The sequence below is a fragment of the Micromonospora sp. NPDC007208 genome, assembly GCF_042869175.1.
In the GTDB taxonomy this organism is placed as follows: domain Bacteria; phylum Actinomycetota; class Actinomycetes; order Mycobacteriales; family Micromonosporaceae; genus Micromonospora; species Micromonospora foliorum.
Genome location: NZ_JBIAFG010000006.1, coordinates 1 through 19,917 on the forward strand (window position 1 = coordinate 1; position 19,917 = coordinate 19,917).

Below are 19,917 nucleotides of genomic sequence, written 5' to 3' on the forward strand. Positions count from 1 at the left end.
ACCTCGACGCCATAACCACCCCAACGACAATCACCAAAGGGGGTGTTGCAACCACCAGTTGAGCCCGCCCACGTAACGGAAACTGTCCAAGATCTGGTCGCCGTCCGGGCTCGGTCGAGGTCCCGTGGGCAAACTCCGTCAGACCAGCTCGCTTGCCGCATCCACCACCCACGAGGTGACGCGGGAGCTAGCAGCCGGTCGCGCCGGGTGCGCGGATCTCGTACGCTCCCATGTGGTCTCTGCCGGTGCGGTGGTGGAGGCGATGGTCGATCACGGGGAGGTGCGCGTGAGCGCAGCACAGATCATCGCGAGGTTGGCGGCGGCGTCGCAGAAGCTGGACGAGGCGAAGGCCAAGACCGCAGCGGCAGCACAGGACGCGGCCGAGGCGCGAGCACTCGTGGCTGGTGCGCTGGAAGGCGTAGCCGCTGGTCCGCTGGTCGGCATGATCGATTCGTACCGTCAGGCGCTCGCGCAGGCGTCCCAGGGTGGCGACCCCGCCAAGCAGCACGTGCAGGAGACGATCGCCAAGGTCCGAGCGCTGGGAAACTGACCACGGGTGACTGGCGCGCTTGACCTGTTCACCCGGGGCGGCGCCAGTGATCAGGTGATGAGAAGTAGGTGTCGGGAACGGTTCTGACCTATTTCTCATCACTTGATCATCGGACGCGCCGTTGGTGGCGTGCGACGACGGCTCGGCCGCTCTTTCAGCGGCTGATGCGGAACGTCTGCTCGAAGTTCGGGTAGTCGCAGACGTCCTGGTTGCACAGCTCGAAGCCACCGCTGATCAGCGCGACCCCCTTGTGGAGGACCAGGCCACCACCCTCCACCCAGGCTCTCCCGGGCACGGCTTGCGGCTCGCCAGTGCAGCTGTTGAGGGGCGCCCAGCCGGACGCGTAGGCGACCCGGTCGCCCGACCGCTGGCGGACGATCAGCTCGGTCGCGCCGGACAGGCCGGCTGGGCAGGTCACGGTGAGGGTGATGTCCACGGCGACACCGCGCGCTACCAGGGTCGCGGACGTGACTTCGACGGTGCTTGCCGCGCTCGCCGGCGTCGGCGCCAGCATGACGGAGAGCGACAGCCCGAGCAGTGCGATGGTGGTGATGATGCGGCGCACGACGGTTCTCCTTGTCGGAGTGGGTGCTTACCTGCGGTCACCCTAGCCCTCACCGGCCATGAGGGATATCAATCACGCTCGATGACGACGACCGGGATCTCGCGGTCGGTTTCCTTCTCGTAGCGGGCGTACGTCGGGAAGACCTTCGTCATCACCGGCCACAGCCGGACGCGCTCCTCGCCGGTCGCGGTCCGCGCCCGACCCGTGATCCGCTCCGCACCGACCTGGATCTCCACAACAGGGTCGGCGCTGAGGTTCAGGTACCAGGCGGGGTGCTTGGCCGCGCCGCCGTTGGACGCCACCAGCAGGTAGTTGTCGCCGTCGCGCCCGTACATCAGGGCCGTGCGGCGTAGCTTGCCCGATCGGCGTCCGCGGGTGGTGAGCAGCAGCGAGGGTACGCCGTGGAAGGTGCCCCCGTCCGCGCCGTCGGTCCGCACGTAGCGCTCGATGTGGCTGGCGACCCAGCCGACCGGGCTGTCCTCGATCGTCTCGTGCTGCTCTGCCGCGGTCACGGGCCCACCTCCTCGCTGGAGCCTAGCGACGCTGAATGCCTCCGCGCGGCCCGGCCCACATTCTGGCGGCGCAAGCAGTCGTCACGAGGCCAGCAGGTCGAGCAGGCCACCGATGGCGAAGAGGACTGCCGCCACCCACCGGAGGAGATGCAGCGGGCGGGTCTGATTGAGGAGCCTGCCGTAGCGGGACAGCCCCCAACCCCAGGCGCGATAGCCCGCCGCTGCCATCACCAGACGCGATTCGGGTAGGAGAACGATGAGGCAGGCCAAGTAGATGAGAACGATGCTGCCGAACGCCCATGGCGCCCATGGCGCCTCCCGGACCCTCTCGATGCCCACGGCAGAGAAGCCGATCAGTGGGATTCCAAGGATGAAGATCATCGGGAATTCGCTGGTCCGAGTCGCCTCCATCTCCCGAATCAGATCTCTCTCGTCCTCGGGCAACTGTTCGGCGATCAGGCTGTTGATCCGGCTGATGGCGTAGTGGATCTGCTGCGGACAGACGGAGTGACCGTGCCAGTACCGGCAGGCATGCTCGGTGGGCAGAGCTGCGACCACCGCATTGCGGAAGTCGCGGTACTGAGCCAGTTCCAGTTGGAGTCCCGCAGGGACATACGCCGGAAGTCGGGTAACCAGGGTCAGCCCACGTCTGGGACCCGCGTATGCGATGTGGTTCAGTGCGGCCTCCTGTATTCCCAGGAGCCGGCGAACCTGACGCTTACGCCCCATCCGCCCGTACTTCCAGCGAGCACGTTCTGTGGCGGCTGCGCCGTGATTCTGGAGCTTCTTCGGGTCCGGTAGGTCCAGAACGACGGTGAGTCCGGCCAGGTAGAGCATCGACTTGCCGAGACGACCCCAAAGGACCATGGCCACACCGAAAAGCTCCAGGTTTTCGGTGGGCCTACCCGCGAACCACGCGTCGACGAGGTCGATCAAGCCACCCATGCCTGAACTCCGACCGATAGGGACAGCGGCAGACAGGTCGATGGTGGCAGGTGGGGTAAAGCGAGGGAGCGGTCAGGCGCGCGAGCGCGGGAGGCAGCACTTCTTGTACTTGGCGCCGGACCCGCACCAGCAGGTGTCGTTGCGGCCGGGTGGCCAGGCCGTCACGCCGGTCTCGTCGAGGCTGTCGGCGTACTCGTCGAGGGTTTCCTCGCTGGTGGGGTCGCTTCCGGTGCGTTCGGCGAAGGCTGCCAGGTCGGTGACCGTGCCGACGACCACGCCCAGGTCGGCGCCGCCCATTCCGGAGGCGTCGACGAGGGCGCGTTCGAGCTGGGCGCGGTGCTCGTCCCAGGTGGCGGGGTAGCTGTCGGCGAGGGTGGGCCAGCGCAGCAGCAGCGCGGTGAACTCCGCCTGTGGCCAGAACAGCAGCGTCGCCGGGCCGTCGTCGAGGGCGTCGAGCGCGTGGGTGCTCGCGGCGCGCAATCGGTCGGCGAGGTTGTCGTACTCGTCGTGGGGTAGGCCCTGCTCTTCGCGCAGGTCGTGCCGCCGCTGGGCCAGGCCGTAGATCATGGCGGCGGCCTCGTCCTGGGCGTCCTCGGAGTCGTGCTGCTGGGTGCGGGTCCGTTCCAGGATGGCGTCCAGTGCCCCGGTGAGCCATTCCAGCGCCGTGTCGCTGCGGCCGGACTCGGCCAGCTCGTCGACCAGATACGTGGCCGCCGGGTCGGTCTCCAGCAGCGGACGCAGGGCGGTCAGCTCGGCCATGCCCTCGTCCGAGCGGTCGAGGCGCAGCAGCAGACCGCCGCGCACCGCTCGGGCGTACGCGTTGTCGTCCGGCTGCTCGGCGATGGCGCGGGTGGCCAGGGCGAGCGCGTCGGCTAGGTCGCCGGCCTGCTCCAGGATGTCCGCGGCGACCAGCAGGGCGTACCCGGTGTCGTCGGGGTCCGCCACCCGCCCCTCGTCGACGGCGCCCACCAGTTCCGCGACGAGCGCGGCCGGGTCCGGGCTCTCGGAGCCCAGGGCGCCGATCTCTTCGATGCGGTCGGCGGTCAGCAACTCGGACATGGGCGCATCCTGAAAGACGACGGACGGTGGGTGGGGGGAGCGGCCAGCGTACTCCTGAACAGGGAGCAGCCCGGGCGGCGAACCGCCCGGGCTGCGATACGTTCCGTCAGCGGGTCGCCGGCATGGTGGCGAACTCGCCGGCTAGCTCCGACTCGACGATCGTCGCGGCGGACGGCCGGCGACCGGCCGACGCCCGCCGGGCGGACGGGACGGCGAGGGCCGCGACCGCGGCGGCCAGGGCGATCGCCGTGAGGACGAGAAACCCCATCGTGAAGCCGGCCTCCCGGGGCAGGCCGTTGGCCTGCGGGTGCGCGGTGATCACGCCGCTGACGACGGCGGCGCCGATCGCTCCGCCGATGGTGCGGATGTTGGCGTTCATGCCGGTCGCCACGCCGGTCTGGCTGGCCGGCACGCTGCCGACGATCAGGTTGGCCATCGACGCGAAGGCCAGGCCGATGCCGAGGCCGACCAGGCCACCGGCGATGGCGACCTCCCAGCGGGTGTCGTGCGCGGTGGCGAGCATCGCGGCGGCGGCCACGTTGAGGGTGGCACCGGTGGTGAGCTGCGCCTTGGCGCTGAAGACGGCCTGGAGCCGCCCGGCGACGATGCCGGCGACGAACATCGCGACGAGCATCGGCAGCATGAGCAGACCGGCCTGGCTGATGCTCGCCCCGAAGCCGTAGCCGGCGACGGTGGGGGTCTGCACGAACTGGGGAAGGAACGCGTACACGGAGAACATCGACGCGCCGTAGAGCAGGGCGACCAGGTTGGTGGTCCAGACGCCGGGCAGGCGCATCATCCGCATGTCGATCAGCGGGTTGGGCGAGCGCACCTCGGTGACCAGCCAGCCGACCAGCAGCACCACGGCGAGCGCCAGCAGCCCGAGCACCCGCGCGGAGGTCCAGCCCCACGCCGCGCCCTGGCTGATCGGCAGCAGCAACGCGACCAGCCAGCCAGAGAGCAGCACTGTGGCGCGCCAGTCGATGCGACCGGGGGTACGGACCGGCGACTTGGGCACGAACAGGTGCGCGGCCACAGCGGTCAGCCCGACCACGACCATCGGGATCCAGAACAGCCAGCGGTAGTCAAGCGTGCTGACGATCGGACCGGCCAGCACGATGCCCAGGCCACCGCCGACGGCGACGATCGCCGAGATGGAGGCCACGGCGGTGGAGACCCGCGCGGCCGGGAACTCGTCGCGGATGATGCCGAACGACAGCGGGAAGACCGCTCCGCCGATGCCCTGGACGACCCGGGCGACGATGAGGACGCCGATGTTCGGCGCGATGGCGGCGAGCAGGCAGCCGAGGGCGAGCGCGGCGAGCGAGACGACAAGCATCCGCTCCTTGCCGACCATGTCGCCGACACGTCCGAGGATCGGCGTGAAGATCGACGCGCTGAGCAGGTAGGCGGTCAGGACCCAGGTCACGGTGTTCTGGGAGGTGTGCAGGTCCTGCTGGATGGTCGGCAGCACCGGGGTGATCAGCGACTGGAGCATCGCGAAGAACCCGGCGCCGGCCGCGAGCACGGTGAAGGTGAGCCGACGCGAGCTGCGTCGGGAGGTCACTGCCACGAGAGAAAACTCCCTGATTACGTACGGGAATGAGGCTTGTCGCCCGTCGTCTGTGACGGGGTGGTCTGTCGGGGTCCGGGCGATCGAGGTGGCCAGGCGGCGATCGGGCGGGTCCCGAGGTAAGCTAACCGGAGGCAGGCCTCCGGGATTCCGGAGGGGTGCCTCCACTAAGCTAGCGGAGGGTTCCCTCCGGATGCAACCAGGGTGAGGTGACGCACGTCATGACCAGCGCAGGGCAGGCGCCCGAGGTCTTCGCCCAGCGGCCAAAGCGGGCCGACGCGCGGCGTAACTACGACGCCCTGATCGCGGCGGCGCGCGACGCGTTCGCCGAGCACGGGGCCGCCGCCTCGCTGGAGGACGTGGCCCGGCGAGCCGGGGTGGGCATCGGTACGCTCTACCGCAACTTCCCGAGCCGCCGGCACCTGTTCGAGGCCGTCTACGTCGAGGAGGTCCGGGCGCTGTGCCACTCCGCCGAGGGTCTGGCCGAGCTGCCACCCTGGGACGCGCTCGTCGCCTGGCTGCACCGCTTCGTCGCGTACGTCGCCACCAAGCGGGCGCTCGCCGAGCAGTTGCTGCACGACTCGGAGATCTTCGCCAGCTGCCGGACGGAGATCTTCTCCGCCGGTGAGCCGCTGATGCGTCGCGCCCAGGCCGCCGGTGTGGTCCGTGACGACATCGGCTTCGACGACGTGGTGCGGCTGATCAGTGGCCTCACCATGGCCCAGTTCCCGTCGCCCGAGCAGCGTGACCGGGTGCTCGGCGTCGCCCTGGACGGCCTGCGCCCACCGGCCGCGCCGCGCTGACGCCCCGTCCGGCCGCGCTGCGGCTTGACGCCCCGTCCGGCCGCGCTGCGCTGACGCCCCGGTCGGCCGCTCCGCGGCGGTGGCGCCCGGCTGGCCGGTCAGCGGTCGACCAGTAGCAGCCACTCGTCGTCGAGGCGTTCGACGGTCGTGCCCGCCGGCCACCGGTGCCCAGGATCGGCCACCGCCCGGGCCTGCTCGACCTGCGGTGGCCGGCTGAACTGTGTGTCGCGGAAGCTGGCCATGCCGTGGAACCGGGCCCGGCCGAAGTTCGCGGCGTCGACGAAGCGGGCCCTGTCGAACAGCGCCTCCGCGCCGAACACAGTCCAGCGGAACAGCGCCATGTTCGTGAAACGGACCGAGTGGAAGTTGGTCGACCCGCCGAACTCGGTGTGCTCCATCGACAGGGCGCCGTCGAAGACGGCCTCCCGGAACGAGGTGGCGTCCTCGAAGCGGGTGGCGTCGAAGCTCGTCGGCTGACCGAAGGTCACCCGGCGAAACGAGGTCGGGCCGGTGAAGCTGGCTCGCCGGCAGGACAGGCCGCCGGGAAAGGCGGCGCCGTCGAAGCTGGCCCCGCCGCCGACGCGAACGTCGTCGAGGATGACCTCGCCCTCGGCCACGAGCCCCTCGAAGACCACGTCGTCGAAGATCGCCGTGCCGAGCAGGAGCCGCCCCCGCGCCGCCGCGCCCGCGAAGGTGGTCGTACCGGTGAACACCGCCTCGGTGAAGTTCGCGTCGACGAGCGTGCAGCCGGCGGCGTCGAAGTCGACGAGCGCGGCGCCGACCAGGTCGAGCCGCAGCTCCGGCCAGTGGGCCGCGTCGTCCGCGCGCAGGTGCCGGGTGAGCACGCGCTGCGCGCTGCGCCGGACCTCCGTCTCGCGCGGCTCGCCGTCGGGCGCCGGCATCCGCAGGTACGCGCAGAGCACCGCCGCGATCGTCGGGCGCTGCCTCGGGTTGTCCTGACCGAGGCGCTCCAGCGCGTGCAGGCCGCCGAGGCGTACCGCAGCGCTGTCGTTGCCGAGCAGCTCGACCGCGCGGGTGTAGAGCTCGGTCAGTCGACGCTCCGCCGCGTCGTGCTCGGCGGCCCCGGACTGCCGGTCCTGGTGGCGCTGCGCGGCCTCGGCCACCGCCTCGGCGTGCGCCTGCACCCGGTCCCGGTGCACCTGGTCGCGGGCGGCGACGCTCTCCTGGTGCCGCTGCGCGCGTTCGGCGATCCACTGGCGGCGGGCGGCGAGCAGCAGCGCGAGCCCACCGCCGGTGCCGGCGACCACGGTCAGGCCGGTGCGGATCGCGTCGATGCGCAGCGTGGCGCGGGTGTCGGGTTGGCTGGCCCGGTCGGCCTCGGTGAGCAGCAGGTCCAGCACCAGCCAGCCCAGGGCGACGGCGACCAGTAGGCCGACCAGGACCAGCCACCACGGCATGACCCGTAGCTCGCGCTCGGTGGGTTCGTCGACAGCCACGGCCACAGCATGCCAGCCGTCGTCGGTGTCCGATATGGAGCGTGGCGGTATGACCGTTTACGCCCCCGCCGGAACAACGGGTTACCGGCGCGTAACAAGTCATTGACGTTTCTGAATTGTTGCGGGGATGATCGTCGCACGGTCGACCGGACACCCCCACCCACCTGCCCGGTTCGCCGGGTGCCTCCCCCCGGAGGTGCAGCCATGCTGCTCCGAAAGACCGCCCTCGTCCTGGCCCTCGCCACCGCCGCGGTGCTCGCGTCCACCGCCACGGCGACCGCCGCCCCCGCCGATCCCGCCCCGGCCACCGCCGCCCCGACCACACCCTTCGCCGCCGCGGCGGCCAACCCCGTCATCGTGGTCGGCGGGCTCAGCGGCGTCGCCGTCGCGTACGAGCCGATCGCCGCCCGCCTGCGCGCCGACGGCTACCGCGCCTTCATCTACCAGCTGCCCGGGCTGGGCCTCGGTGACATCCCCACCTCGGCCCGCGCGTTCGCCGGCTACGTCGACCAGGTCCGCGCCAGCACCGGCGCGGCGACGGTGGACGTCGTCGCCCACTCCGAAGGGGGCCTGGTCAGCCGGTACTACCTCAAGCGGCTCGGCGGCACCGCCACCGTCGGCCGGTACGTCAGCCTGGGCACCCCGCAGTACGGCACGTACGTCGCCAACATCGTGGCGTTCCTGGGTCTGGGCAGCTGCGCCGGCGTCGTGGCCTGCCAACAGATGACCATCGGCTCGGCGTTCCTCGCCGACCTCAACGCCGGCGACGACACCCCGGGTGCGGTGCGCTACACCACCATCCGCACGTTGCAGGACGAGTTGGTCCGGCCGACCGGGAACGCCGCCGTCAACGACGGTGCGACGAACGTGCTGATCCAGGCGTACTGCCCGCTGCGGGTGGTGGGGCACCTCGGTCTGGTGCTCGACGGCACGGCGTACACCATCGTGCGCGGCGCCCTGGTCGACGGCCCGGTGCGACCCAACTGCCTCGCGCTCTGACCCGCTCCGGTGCGGCGGTCCCGCAGGGGCCCGCCGCACCGGAGTCGCGACGCCGAGTGTCGGGTGCGCGACGATCCCGCGAAACGGTGTGGCAGACATCAGATGTGCTCGATAGCCTGCTCCGGCTGTCCATTCCCGACAGTGGACGCCATCCTTCCAGAGGGAGCAGCGCTCATGACCGAGCCGCCCACCGTGCCGCCGGAGAACACCCCGCCGACCGTGCCGCAGCTCGACGTCCGGGCCGCCCAACCGCCGTCGGCCGACACCCCACCGCCCACCGGTGGGTTCGCCGACCGCCCACCGGGCTACCCCAGCGCGCTGGTCTGGCTGCGCGCCGGGATCCTGCGGGACTGGCGCGGCGTGCTCGGCGCGTTCCTCGCCACCTGGTTCTACCTGCCGGTCGCGCTGCTCATGGCGTTCTGGGGCGGTCTCACGTTCGCCATCGCCGGGCTCTTCGCCCTCGGGTCGGGCGCCGACGACCAGGTGCCCCAGGCGCTGCGCGACGCCCCGCTGATCGGCTCCCTGATCGAGGCGTTCCTGACCCGCTCCGGCGGGGTGCTCGGCGGTGTGGCCGGCTTCGTCATCGGCTTCCTGGTCGGCTTCCTCGTCGTGCTGGCGCTGCCCTGGTTGGGTGTCGCCGACGAGCCCTTCGCGCTGCTCACCGGCCTGATCGGCACGGTCATCGCGGCGGCGCTGATCGGAGTCCTCTACACGCTCTACCGGGTGCTGCTCGAACCACGCCTGCTTGTCGTCTCGGGTGCCCGCCAGCCCAGCCGCCGGGAGTACGCGCGGCTGCGCCCCGTGCTCGACGAGTGCGCCCGACGGCTCGGCCTGCCCAGCGTGCCGCGGCTGCTGATGGAGGACGACCCGGTCCTGAGCAACGCCCGGACGTACGCCCGGCACGTGGTGGTCACCACCGCCGTGCTGGCCGAACCGGACGATGAGGTGGCGGCGCTGCTCAGCCACGAACTGGTGCACTGGCGCACCGGGGACGAGATCACCAGTGCCTTCGTCCGCGGCGTCGGCCTGCCGCTGACCCTCGCGCACGCCCTGCCGACCTGGCTGATGCGGACGTTCCCGCACCCGGCCACCAACTTCGTGGTCTTCGTGTTCTTCTGGCCGGTGCTGCTCACCATGCGTTACGTGGTGCTGCCGCTGCACGCCCGCGACGTGCGGGCGGCCGAGTACCGGGCCGACCTCGGCGCCGTGCTCACCGGGCAGGTCGACGGGCTGCGGCGCATCCTGGAACGGCGGCTGTCCTTCGAGACCGGCCGCAGCGGCTGGGACGAGGCGGTCTGCGCCACCCACCCACCACACGAGCTCCGGCTCGACGCACTGGAGCGGGCATCGCTGGCCGGTGCGCCCGCCGGGGCGGGCCAGCCCGTCACCGTCGACCGGCTGTTCAACCACTCCGGCCCGGTCGGCACCCGCCGCACCTGGCTGCTGGTCGGCACCCTCGCCCTGGTCGCCTGCTTCGGCACCAGCGGGCTCGGCGTGGTGCAGTGGGCGTTCTTCCGACCCCAGGCGGCGATCGACGGCTACTTCTCCGCGCTCGCCGACCGGGACAGCGAGGCCGCGCTCGGCTACCTGACCGACCAGGGCAACGGCACCGACAGTGACCTTCTCGGCAAACTGCTGCGCGGCAAGGGCTACCAACCACCCACCGACGTCGAGATCAGCTCGCTGGAGCGCGACGGCGAGACCGCCACCGCCACCGTGGCGTACCGGCTGGGTGACGCGCGGCAGACCGCCACCCTCGCCCTGCGCCGCGAGGACGACACCACCGCCGGGCTGTTCCACGGCTGGCGGTTGAGCGGTGGGCCCACCCCACTCAACGCCGCGATCGCCGACCCCGGGGTACGGCTCAACGGGGTCGAACTGCCGGTCGCCACCGAGGGCCCGCCGCTGGTGCTGCTGCCCGGCGCCTACACCGCGACCGGCCCCTCCAGCGCGCTCAGCGAGACGCCGAGCGCGACCGTGCTGGTCGGCCCGGGGGAGACCGCCGCCACCCTGCAACTGGCGCCGGTGCTCAAGCCGACGGCGATCGAAGCCGTCGAGGCCCGGGTACGCGCCTGGTTGGACGAGTGCGCCAAGCAGACGGTCGCCGCCCCGCCGGGCTGCCCGTTCCGCTACTACGGCGGCTCCACCCAGAAGGTCACCTGGAAGATCCTGGAGTACCCGAAGCTCGCCGTCGAACTCACCGGCCCGGCCAGCGCCCAGGTCTCCACCCCGTACGAGACCCAGGGCAGGGTGCAGGTCAGCGGCAGCACCACCTACTTCGGCACCAGCTCGCCGTTCAAGGACGAGGACGGGTTGATCGTCGCCGGCGTCGCCACCGCCGACGGGGACAGCGTGACCTTCCGACCCGCCGCCGAGTCAGCGGGAGACTGAACAGTGACCGACAGCGATTCCGCAGCCCGGCTGCCCGTTCGGCTGACCATCAACCCCCGGCAGCGCCAGCCGTCGTCCGTCGACCTGCTGACCTGGATCCACCGCCGGCCCGAGTACCGGCCGGTGGTCCGGGCGGCCGGTGGCGGCGGGGGACGGCCGGGCTTCAGCGACGCGGTGATCATCGCGGTGCTGGCCCAGGGCCTGCTTCCGGGGCTGTTCAACCTGTTGCAGTCCTGGGTGGACCAGCAGCGCACCGAGGCCAGCATCCGGATCCAGAGCGGGGACACCGAGGTGGAGCTGCAGGTGAGCGGACGGACCGACTCCGCTCGCCTGCTGGCCCAGGCGACCGATGCGCTGCGCGCCGCCCGAGAGCCCGGTCCGGACGCCGGTGCGGAGCCCGGTCCGGAGCCCGGTCCGGACGCCGCCGGCTGATCCGACGGCGCCCGGAGCGGCGGGTCAGCTCGCCTTGGCGAGCGCCTCGAACTCGTCGTCGGTGAGCCGCACGTCGGCCGCGCCCACGTTCTCCTCCAGGTGCGCCACCGAGGACGTGCCGGGGATCGGCAGCATCACCGGCGAGCGGCGCAGCAGCCAGGCCAGCGCGAGCTGCGCGGGCGACGCGCCGTGCGCGGTGGAGATGGCGTCCAGTGGGCCGCCCGGGCGGGCCAGCTCACCGGTCGCGATCGGGAACCACGGGATGAACGCGAGGTCGTTGCGCTCGCAGTACTCCAGCACGTCCTCGGCGCTGCGGTTGGCGAGGTTGTACAGGTTCTGCACGGACGCGATCGTGGTGATCGCCCGGGACTCCTCGATCTGCGCGACGCTCACCTCGGACAGCCCGATGTGCTGGATCTTGCCTTCCTCCCGCAGCAGGGCCAGCTCACCGAGCTGATCGGCGAGCGGCACCTTCGGGTCGATCCGGTGCAACTGGTACAGCGGGATGCTGTCCAGGCCGAGGTGACGCAGGCTGAGCTCGCACTGCTGGCGCAGGTACTCCGGCCGGCCCAGCGCCCGCCAGTCGCCGGGGCCGGAGCGGCTCAGCCCGGCCTTGGTCGCGATGACCAGGTCGTCGGCGTACGGGTGCAGGGCCTCCCGGATCAACAACTCCGAGACGAACGGCCCGTACGAGTCGGCGGTGTCGATGAACGTCACGCCCAGCTCGACCGCACGGCGCAGCACCCGAACCGCCTCGGCCGGGTCCTTCGGGTCACCCCAGATGCCCGGGCCGGTGATCTGCATGGCCCCGTAGCCGAGCCGGTTGACGGTGACGTCGCCACCGATCCGGTACGTGCCGGACGCCTTCGCGGGCTGCTCACTGATATTTGTCGCCATTGCCCGATCCCCAATCGTCTTGTCGTGGCGGGCGTGGACAGCGCGGGCGCGAATAGTCCACCCGCCACCGATGGATCATCCCCCGGAACCCCGCCGCCATGCCGTCGGTCGGCCGAGTGTGGGCGCGAACACGCCGCGGGCGCGCCGAGCCGAGTTGCCGGGAAGCGCCCGGTACGACCATGGTGTCCGTGCGACGCTGGCCGGAGCCGGTGCGTTCCGGAGCGACGGCGGAGGGAGCACCCATGGGAGTGCCGCAGGTCAACTTCGCGCTCGACACGTACGAGTGCATCGTGATCTATCCCGGCGCGGCCGGGCGGGCCCTGCCCGCCGAGACCGTGCAGCGGTTGCAGGCCGAGCACGCCGAGCACATGCAGGCGTTGCAGCGACGCGGCATCGTCCTGGTCGCCGGCTCAGTGGACGGGCCGGCGCGCGAGCCGGATCCGCCGATCGGCTTCGGGCTGGCCCGCACCGGCAGCGTCGACGACGTCCGCAGCGTGCTGGAGGCCGACCCGGCGGTGCAGGCCGGGCTCTACCGGGTGGAGGTGCTGACCTTCCTCTGCCCGGCCGGTTCCCTGGAGTTCCCGCTGGTCAAGGCGGGTAGCTGAGCCGCCGGCCCATCGGTGGCTGTCGTGATGGCGACGGCGCTCGCCCGCCTGCCGGTGCTACGGTCGCGCCCAGCGCGGGCCGCCGCCGGGGCGTACCCGGTGTCGTGGGTCGGCCCCGGTCGAGGAGTCGCCATGATCTCCGCCGCCACCCCCGATGCCGCGTCGGCCGCCGCCCGACTGCGTGCCCTGCTCGGCGACCGGCTGCACGAGCCGGGCGATCCCGGTTACGCCACCACCACCCGGCTCTGGAACGGCGCGGTGGCGGGCACGCCCGTGCTGGTCGCCCGGTGCCGGGACGCCGACGAGGTGGCCGAGGTGGTCCGCGTCGCCGCCCGGTGTCACCTGCCCCTCTCGGTCCGCTCCGGAGGGCACGACTGGGCCGGCCGCGCGCTGCGCGACGGCGGTCTGGTGCTCGACCTCACCGGGCTACGCGCGGTCCAGGTCGACCCGGACTCGGCCACGGTGACCATCGGCGGCGGCACCACGGCGGCCGAGCTGCTCGCCGCGGCCCGCCCGTACGATCTGGTGGTCCCCACCGGCGTGGTCGGCGCCGTGGGGATGGCCGGGCTCACCCTCGCCGGCGGGTACGGCCCACTGTGCGGCCGGTTCGGTCTCTCCCTGGACAGCCTGCTCGGCGCCGAGGTGGTCCTCGCCGACGGCCGCCGGGTCACCGCCGACCCCCGCCACGACGCCGAGTTGTACTGGGCGCTGCGCGGCGGCGGTGGCAACCTCGGCGTCGTCACCGAGCTGCGCTTCCGCGCGCACCGGCTGCCCGGCGTACTGGCCGGCATGATCATGTTCGCGCTGTCCGAGGCACCGGCCGTGCTGCGCGGTTACGGCGCGCTGGTCGCCGAGGCCCCTGACGAGCTGACCGTGATGGCCGGTTTCCTGCCCGGCCCGGCCGGCGAGCCGGTGATCTTCGTCTGCCCGTTCTACAGCGGCCCGGACCTGGCCGCCGGGGCACCGTGGATGGACCGGCTGCGCGCGCTGGGCACGCCACTTGTCGACCAGATCGGCCCGATGCCGTACGCGGACGCCCTGCGCATGTTCGACGGCGGGATGGTCGACGGCAACCACTACCTGCTGCGGACCCGGTGGTTGCCCGCGCTCACCGACGGCGTGGTGGACACGCTCGTCGACGCGGCCCGGCAGGTCACCTCGCCGTTCTCCGCGCTGGCCGTGCACCACTTCCACGGTGCGGCCACCCGGGTCCGACCCGCCGACACGGCGTTCGGGCTCCGCGCCGACCACCTGATGACCGAGGTCATCGCGGTCTGGGCGCCCGGCGACCAGGCCGGCCCGCACCGCGAGTGGGCCGACCGGACCTCGGCGGCCCTCGCCCCGCACGCCCTGCCCGGTGGTTACCCCAACCTGCTCGCCCCGGAGGAGACCGACCGGGTCCGGCTCGCCTACGGCGCGAACTGGGCGCGGCTACGCCACGCCAAGCGCCGCTACGACCCCCGCGACCTGCTCCACGCGGTGCCCACCCTGCCGCCCCCGGGACACCCGGAATGAGCCCCGCCTGCCGCCGTCGGGGCACCCGGAGTGAGCCCCCGCCTGCCGCCGTCGGGGCACTCGCAGTGAGCCGCCGCCGGGAGCACCCCGACACCGCACGGCACCAGAGGCGTACGATTCCCGGCGCGCGGTCGCTGATGCCCGTCGCCACAACGTTCCCGGTGCGGTTCCGCCCGCCGGTCCGACGCGCACCGCGCGTCGTTGGACAACTGTTCCACTGCCTGCAAGGGGTCGGCCCCGAGTCCGACCTGAAGGAGAGACTAGCCTGATGGGCGTGACACGCCGCGCGAAGATCGTCTGCACTCTTGGTCCCGCCACCTCGTCCCCGGAGCGCATCCGGGGTCTCGTCGAGGCCGGCATGAACGTGGCGAGGCTCAACTTCAGCCACGGCAGCCACGCCGACCACGAGGCGGTCTACCGACTGGTCCGGGAGGCGTCGGAGGCAGCAGGTAAGCCGGTCGCCGTCCTCGCCGACCTGCAAGGCCCCAAGATCCGGCTCGGTCGGTTCGCCGACGGCCCGCACGAGTGGCGTACCGGTGACTCGGTCGTCATCACCGGCGACGACGTCATCGGCACCAAGGAGCGGGTCTCCTGCACCTATACCAAGCTGCCCCACGAGGTGAAGCCCGGCGACCGGCTGCTGATCGACGACGGCCGGGTCGCCGTCGAGGTCACCGACGTCACCGGCAACGACATCCGCTGCCTCGTCACCGAGGGCGGCCCGGTCTCCAACAACAAGGGCGTGTCCCTGCCCAACGTGGCGGTCAGCGTGCCCGCCATGTCGGACAAGGACGCCGAGGACCTGCGCTTCTCCCTGGGTCTCGGTGTCGACCTGGTGGCGCTGTCCTTCGTCCGCTCGGCCGAGGACATCAAGCTCGTGCACAACATCATGGCCGAGGAGGGCGTGTTCCGGCCGGTGCTCGCCAAGGTCGAGAAGCCGGAGGCGGTGGAGCACCTGGAGGCCATCGTGCTGGCCTTCGACGGTGTCATGGTCGCCCGCGGTGACCTCGGTGTCGAGATGCCGCTGGACGAGGTCCCGCTGGTGCAGAAGCGCGCCGTGCAGCTGTGCCGGGAGAACGCCAAGCCCGTCATCGTGGCCACCCAGATGCTCGACTCCATGATCGAGAATTCCCGCCCCACCCGGGCGGAGGCCTCCGACGTCGCCAACGCGGTGCTCGACGGCGCGGACGCGGTGATGCTCTCCGGCGAGACCAGCGTCGGCAAGTACCCGGTGCTCACCGTCAGCACCATGGCCAAGATCGTGACGACCACCGAGGCCGGTTCGATCGGGGTGCCGCGGTTGCAGCACGACCCGCGTACGCACGGTGGCGCGCTCACCGTCGCCGCCTCGTCGATCGCCCGGGCCATCAACGCCAAGGCGCTCGTCGCCTTCTCGCAGACCGGTGACACCGTGCGACGGCTGTCCCGCCTGCACTGCGACCTGCCGCTGCTGGCCTTCACGCCGGTCCCCGAGGTGCGCGACCAGCTCGCCCTCACCTGGGGCGTGGAGACCTTCCTGATGCCGTTCGTGCAGCACACCGACGACATGTTCCGCCAGGTCGACCAGGCGCTGCTCGGCCTCGACCGGGCCAACCCCGGTGACTACGTGGTGATCGTGGCCGGTAGCCCGCCCGGCACCCCCGGCTCGACCAACACGCTGCGCGTACACCAGCTCGGCTCGCTGGTCGACGCCGCGTCGGCGCGGGCCCTGCAGTGAGCGACGGTCGGGTCGCGGTCGGCCAGGCGGCGGTGGACCAGCTGCTGGAAGTGCTGGACCTCGACCCGACCGGGGAGATGACCTTCCGGGGGATGAGCCCCCCGGTCGGCCCACAACGGGTGTACGGCGGCCAGGTCGCCGGTCAGGCCCTGGTCGCCGCCGGCCGCACCGTCGACCCGGAGCGGTTCGTGCACTCGTTGCACGGCTACTTCGTCCGCCCCGGCGACCCGGTCGAGCCGATCGCGTACGAGGTGGAGAACATCCGCGACGGCCGGTCCTTCTCGGTCCGCCGCGCGGTCGCCCTCCAGCACGGCAAGCCGATCTTCTTCATGTCGGCGTCGTTCCAGCGGGCCGAGGAGGGGCTGGACCACCAGGCCCCGGCCCCGCTGGACGTACCCCCGCCGCAGGACGTGCCGACGATGACCGACAGGCTCTCCCGTTACCCGGAGCGGCTGGGCATCTGGGGCCAGATCCCGCGACCGATCGACGTGCGCTACGTGGGCGAGCCCGGCTGGGTCCGCCCCGGCGACCGGCCCGCCGACCCGCACCAGCGCGTCTGGATGCGCATCGACGGCAAACTGCCCGACGACCCCCTGCTGCACGCCTGCGCGCTCACCTACGCCTCGGACCTCACCCTGCTGGACTCGGTGCTCTCCGCGCACGGCGAGGTGTGGGGGCCGGGCGGGTTGGTCGGCGCGAGCCTGGACCACGCGTTGTGGTTCCACAGGCCGTTCCGGGCCGACGAGTGGTTCCTCTACGACTGCCTGAGCCCGTCGGCGTCGGGGGCGCGGGGGCTGGCCACCGGCCGGATGTTCACCACGGACGGCCAGCAGATCGCCAGCGCCGTCCAGGAGGGTCTGCTGCGCCGCGTCGGCTCCTGACGCTCTGGCTCATCCCCGCCAGGTAGTTGTCGCTCATCCCCGCCAGGCCTCTGGCGGGGATGATGTGGTTCAGGCCTGGTAGATGGCTTCCCCGGCGATCTCGATCTGCACCGTCTTGCCGACCAGCACCCCGCCGCTCTCCAGGACGACATTCCAGAGCAGGCCGTAGTCCTCACGGTTCATCTCGGCCGTCGCGCTGAATCCGAAGATGTTCTGCCCGTACGGATCCTGACGAGCGCCACCAAAATTCACCTCCAGGTCGACGGCCCGGGTGATTCCCTTCACGGTCAACTCACCGGTGAGGACGAATCGTCCGGGAATGCCGTCGGACTGCGGCGGAACAATGTGACTCCGGCCTCGTCCGGCCAACCGATGGTTGCGCAGACGCGCCCACTGGAATATGGGGTCCTCGTTGCCCTGCCATTTGATGCCGGTGCTTCGATATTCGAGGGTGGGAAAACGTTCCACGTCGAGGAAGTCGGGACTCTTCAGATGCGTGTCCCGGTCGACGCTCCCGGTGGTGATACTGGCCGACATGATGGTGGCCGTCACCGAGGAGAGCAGTGGGTCCTCCGCCACGAAGATCTGTGCCGTGGCCTCGGCGAACTCACCACGCACCGGGCTCACCATCATGTGCCGGGACAGGAAACCGATCCGCTTGTGCGCCTGATCGAGAAGATAGGTGCCGGCGACCGGGATGGTCATGCCATCCCAGGTGCGTGTGGCGACATCGGTCATCGTGTTGCCTTCCCCCCGAGTACACCCGGGTGTTTATCAATATGTTGCTGGCGGCCGGGTAAACGGCCGGACATTCGTACTCCCGCCCAGCATAGGGACGCTCCGGATCGGCATTTCCGCCGCCACCGTGTGTGGATCATGGCGTACTTCACCAGTGCCGGCGGCGGCCGTTCACCGGTCCCGGACGGCGGCCCGCACGGGCGTCGGCGGCGCTACTTTCCATCGATGCGTGGCCGATCGGCCGAGGGTCGCCCGCCCGGCCGGTTGACCAGCGACTAACCTTGCCGACATGCGCCTCTCCGCCCGGGTCGACTATGCCCTCCGCGCGGCCGCCGAGCTTGCCGCGACGGCCAGCGGCCCCGGGCGCGGCCGGCCGGTCACGGCCGACCAGATCGCCCGCGCCCAGGAGATCCCCCCGAAGTTCCTGGAGAGCATCCTTCTCCAGCTACGCCGGGGCGGCATCGTGCACGCCCAGCGCGGCCCGGAGGGCGGCTACTGGCTGGCCCGCCCCGCCGAGGAGATCTCCCTCGCCGAGGTCATCCGGGTGATCGACGGGCCCCTCGCCCACGTACGCGGGCAACGCCCCGAGCAACTCGGCTACCACGGTCCGGCCCACGCCCTCCAGGAGGTCTGGATCGCGCTGCGGGCGAGCGAGCGGGAGATCCTGGAGTTGGTCAGCGTCGCCGACGTGGCCGCGGGCACCCTGCCCGCGCGCGTCACCGAACTGGCCGCCGACCCGCGCGCCTGGATCTGAGCGCAGGCTCCGCCTTACCTGGCTGCTGACCCGGGCTTGGGTCCGTTTGCCGGCTCGGTGTCACCTGGCCGCTGACCCGCGCCTGGGTCTGTGCGCCGCCCCGCGTCACCTGGCCGCTGACCTGCGCGCTTCGGTCTGTGCGCCGCTCGGTTCCCGGCCCGGCGCACCCCGCAAAGCGTCCCATCTATCGATCGGGGCTTGACCCTGGCTGCCCCATCCCGCATTGTCGACCAAGTCGATAGGAGATGCCGAAAAGTCTGGGGGCGCTCGTGCGCAAGCTGTTGGTCCTCGCTCTGGTCGGGCTCGTCGCGCAACTGATCGATGGTTCGCTCGGCATGGCGTACGGCTTGACCTCGTCCACTCTGCTGCTGGTCGCCGGGGTCGCCCCGGCCGCCGCCTCGGCCTCGGTGCACCTGGCCGAGATCGGCACCACGTTCGCCGCCGGGGTGGCGCACTGGCGGTTCGGCAACGTCGACTGGCGGGTGGTGACCCGCATCGCCCTACCCGGAGCGATCGGTGCCTTCGCCGGCGCCACACTGCTCAGCTCGATCTCCACCGAGGCCGCCGCACCGTGGATGGCCGGCATTCTCTTCACGCTCGGCGCGTACCTCCTGGTCCGCTTCGCCCGACCGCTGCGCACCGACCGGGCCGGCGGGCGGCTACGCGGCCGTTTCCTCGGCCCCCTGGGCCTGGTCGCCGGTTTCGTCGACGCGACCGGCGGCGGCGGGTGGGGCCCGGTGGCCACCCCGGCGCTGCTGGTCTCCGGCCGCATGGAACCCCGCAAGGTGATCGGCTCGGTGGACACCGCCGAGTTCGTCGTGGCCGGCGCGGCCAGCATCGGCTTCCTGATCGGGTTGGGCGCGGAGGGATTCCTGCTCCCCACCGTCGCCGCCCTGCTCATCGGCGGGCTCATCGCCGCCCCGCTGGCCGCCTGGCTGGTGCGAATCGTGCCCGCCCAACTGCTCGGCGCGGCAATCGGCGGCGTGATCGTGCTGACCAACGCCCGCACCCTGATCCGCTCCGCCGAACTGGACGGTCCGGCCCGCCCCGCCCTGTACGCCCTGCTGGCCGCCGGCTGGCTGGCCGCCCTGGTGCTGGCCGTGCGTGCCCTACGCCGTACCCGCCGCGCCCGCGCCGAAGCCGCGAGCACTACTCCCGTCGCCGCTGCCATCGCGCCCGCCGAGGCCCCCGACGCTGCATCCGCCGGCGAGGTCCCGGCCGATCTGGCCGCAACGGGTACGCCCACCCCACGCTGAACCCCGTTCCGCCCGCCCGCTGACGCCCCGTCAACGTCGTCATCACCGAGGTTGAATCGCCAAGATCGCGCTACATCCAGGATGTAGTGGCCTCCGGGCGTTTCGTGGCCACTACATCCTGGATCGAGCGTGACCTTGACGGCGGTGGGCGCCCGAAGGCCGCTCCCGGTCGGTTGGCGCGGTGTTTGTCGTCAAGATCCGCGCAATATCAGGGATGTTGCTGTCTCTCGCGCGCCGGAGGCAGCAACATCCGGGAACTTGCGCAGAT

The 19,917-nt window shown here is 71.6% G+C and carries 19 protein-coding genes; 11 read left to right on the forward strand and 8 right to left on the reverse strand.

The genetic code is table 11. The features are described 5' to 3' along the window. Window positions 1-124: 124 nt before the first annotated feature. Complete coding sequence (locus tag ACFYL6_RS14215; RefSeq protein WP_387171200.1) at window positions 125-550, forward strand: DUF6244 family protein; 426 nt, start codon at window positions 125-127, stop codon at window positions 548-550. A gap of 154 nt (window positions 551-704) precedes the next feature. Here ACFYL6_RS14215 and ACFYL6_RS14220 read toward each other — a convergent pair whose 3' ends face one another. The 5 genes from ACFYL6_RS14220 to ACFYL6_RS14240 all read right to left on the reverse strand — a co-directional run bounded on the left by ACFYL6_RS14220 (window position 705) and on the right by ACFYL6_RS14240 (window position 5,204). Further along, on the reverse strand, window positions 705-1,115 hold the full coding sequence (locus ACFYL6_RS14220; RefSeq protein ID WP_387171202.1) for a hypothetical protein: 411 nt from the start codon (window positions 1,113-1,115) through the stop codon (window positions 705-707). A gap of 68 nt (window positions 1,116-1,183) precedes the next feature. Continuing rightward, window positions 1,184-1,627, reverse strand: a complete 444-nt coding sequence (locus ACFYL6_RS14225; protein WP_387171204.1) for a nitroreductase family deazaflavin-dependent oxidoreductase — start codon at window positions 1,625-1,627, stop codon at window positions 1,184-1,186. A gap of 81 nt (window positions 1,628-1,708) precedes the next feature. Next, the gene (locus tag ACFYL6_RS14230) at window positions 1,709-2,572 is read right to left on the reverse strand and encodes a hypothetical protein (RefSeq protein WP_387171206.1); all 864 of its coding nucleotides are present in this window, start codon (window positions 2,570-2,572) and stop codon (window positions 1,709-1,711) included. Between the two features lie 72 nt (window positions 2,573-2,644). Continuing rightward, window positions 2,645-3,631: an SEC-C metal-binding domain-containing protein gene (locus tag ACFYL6_RS14235; protein ID WP_387171208.1), complete on the reverse strand. Its 987-nt coding sequence runs from the start codon at window positions 3,629-3,631 to the stop codon at window positions 2,645-2,647. 106 nt (window positions 3,632-3,737) lie between these two features. Further along, window positions 3,738-5,204: an MFS transporter gene (locus ACFYL6_RS14240; RefSeq protein ID WP_387171210.1), complete on the reverse strand. Its 1,467-nt coding sequence runs from the start codon at window positions 5,202-5,204 to the stop codon at window positions 3,738-3,740. Window positions 5,205-5,425: 221 nt separating this feature from the next. Between ACFYL6_RS14240 and ACFYL6_RS14245 the strand changes: the two genes are divergently transcribed. Next, entirely contained in the window at window positions 5,426-6,007 is a 582-nt protein-coding gene (locus ACFYL6_RS14245) for a TetR/AcrR family transcriptional regulator (protein WP_387171212.1), read from the forward strand. 98 nt (window positions 6,008-6,105) lie between these two features. On the opposite strand, the gene ACFYL6_RS14250 is transcribed toward ACFYL6_RS14245, so the two are convergent. Next, window positions 6,106-7,464, reverse strand: a complete 1,359-nt coding sequence (locus tag ACFYL6_RS14250; protein ID WP_387171214.1) for a pentapeptide repeat-containing protein — start codon at window positions 7,462-7,464, stop codon at window positions 6,106-6,108. A gap of 204 nt (window positions 7,465-7,668) precedes the next feature. Between ACFYL6_RS14250 and ACFYL6_RS14255 the strand changes: the two genes are divergently transcribed. The 3 genes from ACFYL6_RS14255 (at window position 7,669) to ACFYL6_RS14265 (ending at window position 11,286) form a co-directional block, all read left to right on the forward strand. After that, window positions 7,669-8,463 carry an esterase/lipase family protein gene (locus tag ACFYL6_RS14255; protein ID WP_387171216.1) on the forward strand — a complete coding sequence of 265 codons (795 nt, stop codon included), beginning with the start codon at window positions 7,669-7,671 and terminating at the stop codon, window positions 8,461-8,463. A gap of 174 nt (window positions 8,464-8,637) precedes the next feature. Further along, window positions 8,638-10,854 (forward strand): M48 family metalloprotease, encoded by a 2,217-nt coding sequence (locus tag ACFYL6_RS14260; RefSeq protein ID WP_387171218.1) that lies wholly within the window; start codon window positions 8,638-8,640, stop codon window positions 10,852-10,854. Between the two features lie 3 nt (window positions 10,855-10,857). After that, on the forward strand, window positions 10,858-11,286 hold the full coding sequence (locus ACFYL6_RS14265) for a hypothetical protein (protein WP_387171220.1): 429 nt from the start codon (window positions 10,858-10,860) through the stop codon (window positions 11,284-11,286). A 24-nt stretch (window positions 11,287-11,310) separates the two neighbouring features. Here the strand turns inward: ACFYL6_RS14265 and ACFYL6_RS14270 are convergent, their stop codons facing one another. Further along, window positions 11,311-12,183 (reverse strand): aldo/keto reductase, encoded by an 873-nt coding sequence (locus tag ACFYL6_RS14270; RefSeq protein ID WP_238657033.1) that lies wholly within the window; start codon window positions 12,181-12,183, stop codon window positions 11,311-11,313. A gap of 242 nt (window positions 12,184-12,425) precedes the next feature. Here ACFYL6_RS14270 and ACFYL6_RS14275 point away from each other — a divergent pair, with 242 nt between their 5' ends. The 4 genes from ACFYL6_RS14275 (at window position 12,426) to ACFYL6_RS14290 (ending at window position 16,901) form a co-directional block, all read left to right on the forward strand. After that, on the forward strand, window positions 12,426-12,788 hold the full coding sequence (locus ACFYL6_RS14275; RefSeq protein ID WP_091407872.1) for a YciI family protein: 363 nt from the start codon (window positions 12,426-12,428) through the stop codon (window positions 12,786-12,788). A gap of 132 nt (window positions 12,789-12,920) precedes the next feature. Further along, complete coding sequence (locus tag ACFYL6_RS14280) at window positions 12,921-14,303, forward strand: FAD-binding oxidoreductase (RefSeq protein WP_387171222.1); 1,383 nt, start codon at window positions 12,921-12,923, stop codon at window positions 14,301-14,303. Window positions 14,304-14,571: 268 nt separating this feature from the next. Continuing rightward, the gene (pyk, locus tag ACFYL6_RS14285; protein ID WP_387171224.1) at window positions 14,572-16,020 is read left to right on the forward strand and encodes a pyruvate kinase; all 1,449 of its coding nucleotides are present in this window, start codon (window positions 14,572-14,574) and stop codon (window positions 16,018-16,020) included. Then, window positions 16,017-16,901: an acyl-CoA thioesterase gene (locus tag ACFYL6_RS14290; RefSeq protein WP_387171226.1), complete on the forward strand. Its 885-nt coding sequence runs from the start codon at window positions 16,017-16,019 to the stop codon at window positions 16,899-16,901. Before pyk ends, ACFYL6_RS14290 begins: the two co-directional genes overlap by 4 nt. A gap of 69 nt (window positions 16,902-16,970) precedes the next feature. On the opposite strand, the gene ACFYL6_RS14295 is transcribed toward ACFYL6_RS14290, so the two are convergent. Then, window positions 16,971-17,639 (reverse strand): YceI family protein, encoded by a 669-nt coding sequence (locus ACFYL6_RS14295; protein WP_387171228.1) that lies wholly within the window; start codon window positions 17,637-17,639, stop codon window positions 16,971-16,973. Between the two features lie 289 nt (window positions 17,640-17,928). On the opposite strand from ACFYL6_RS14295, the gene ACFYL6_RS14300 reads away from it, so the two are divergent. After that, the gene (locus tag ACFYL6_RS14300) at window positions 17,929-18,393 is read left to right on the forward strand and encodes an Rrf2 family transcriptional regulator (protein WP_091407884.1); all 465 of its coding nucleotides are present in this window, start codon (window positions 17,929-17,931) and stop codon (window positions 18,391-18,393) included. Window positions 18,394-18,662: 269 nt separating this feature from the next. Then, window positions 18,663-19,649 (forward strand): sulfite exporter TauE/SafE family protein, encoded by a 987-nt coding sequence (locus ACFYL6_RS14305; protein WP_387171763.1) that lies wholly within the window; start codon window positions 18,663-18,665, stop codon window positions 19,647-19,649. Window positions 19,650-19,917: the final 268 nt, after the last annotated feature.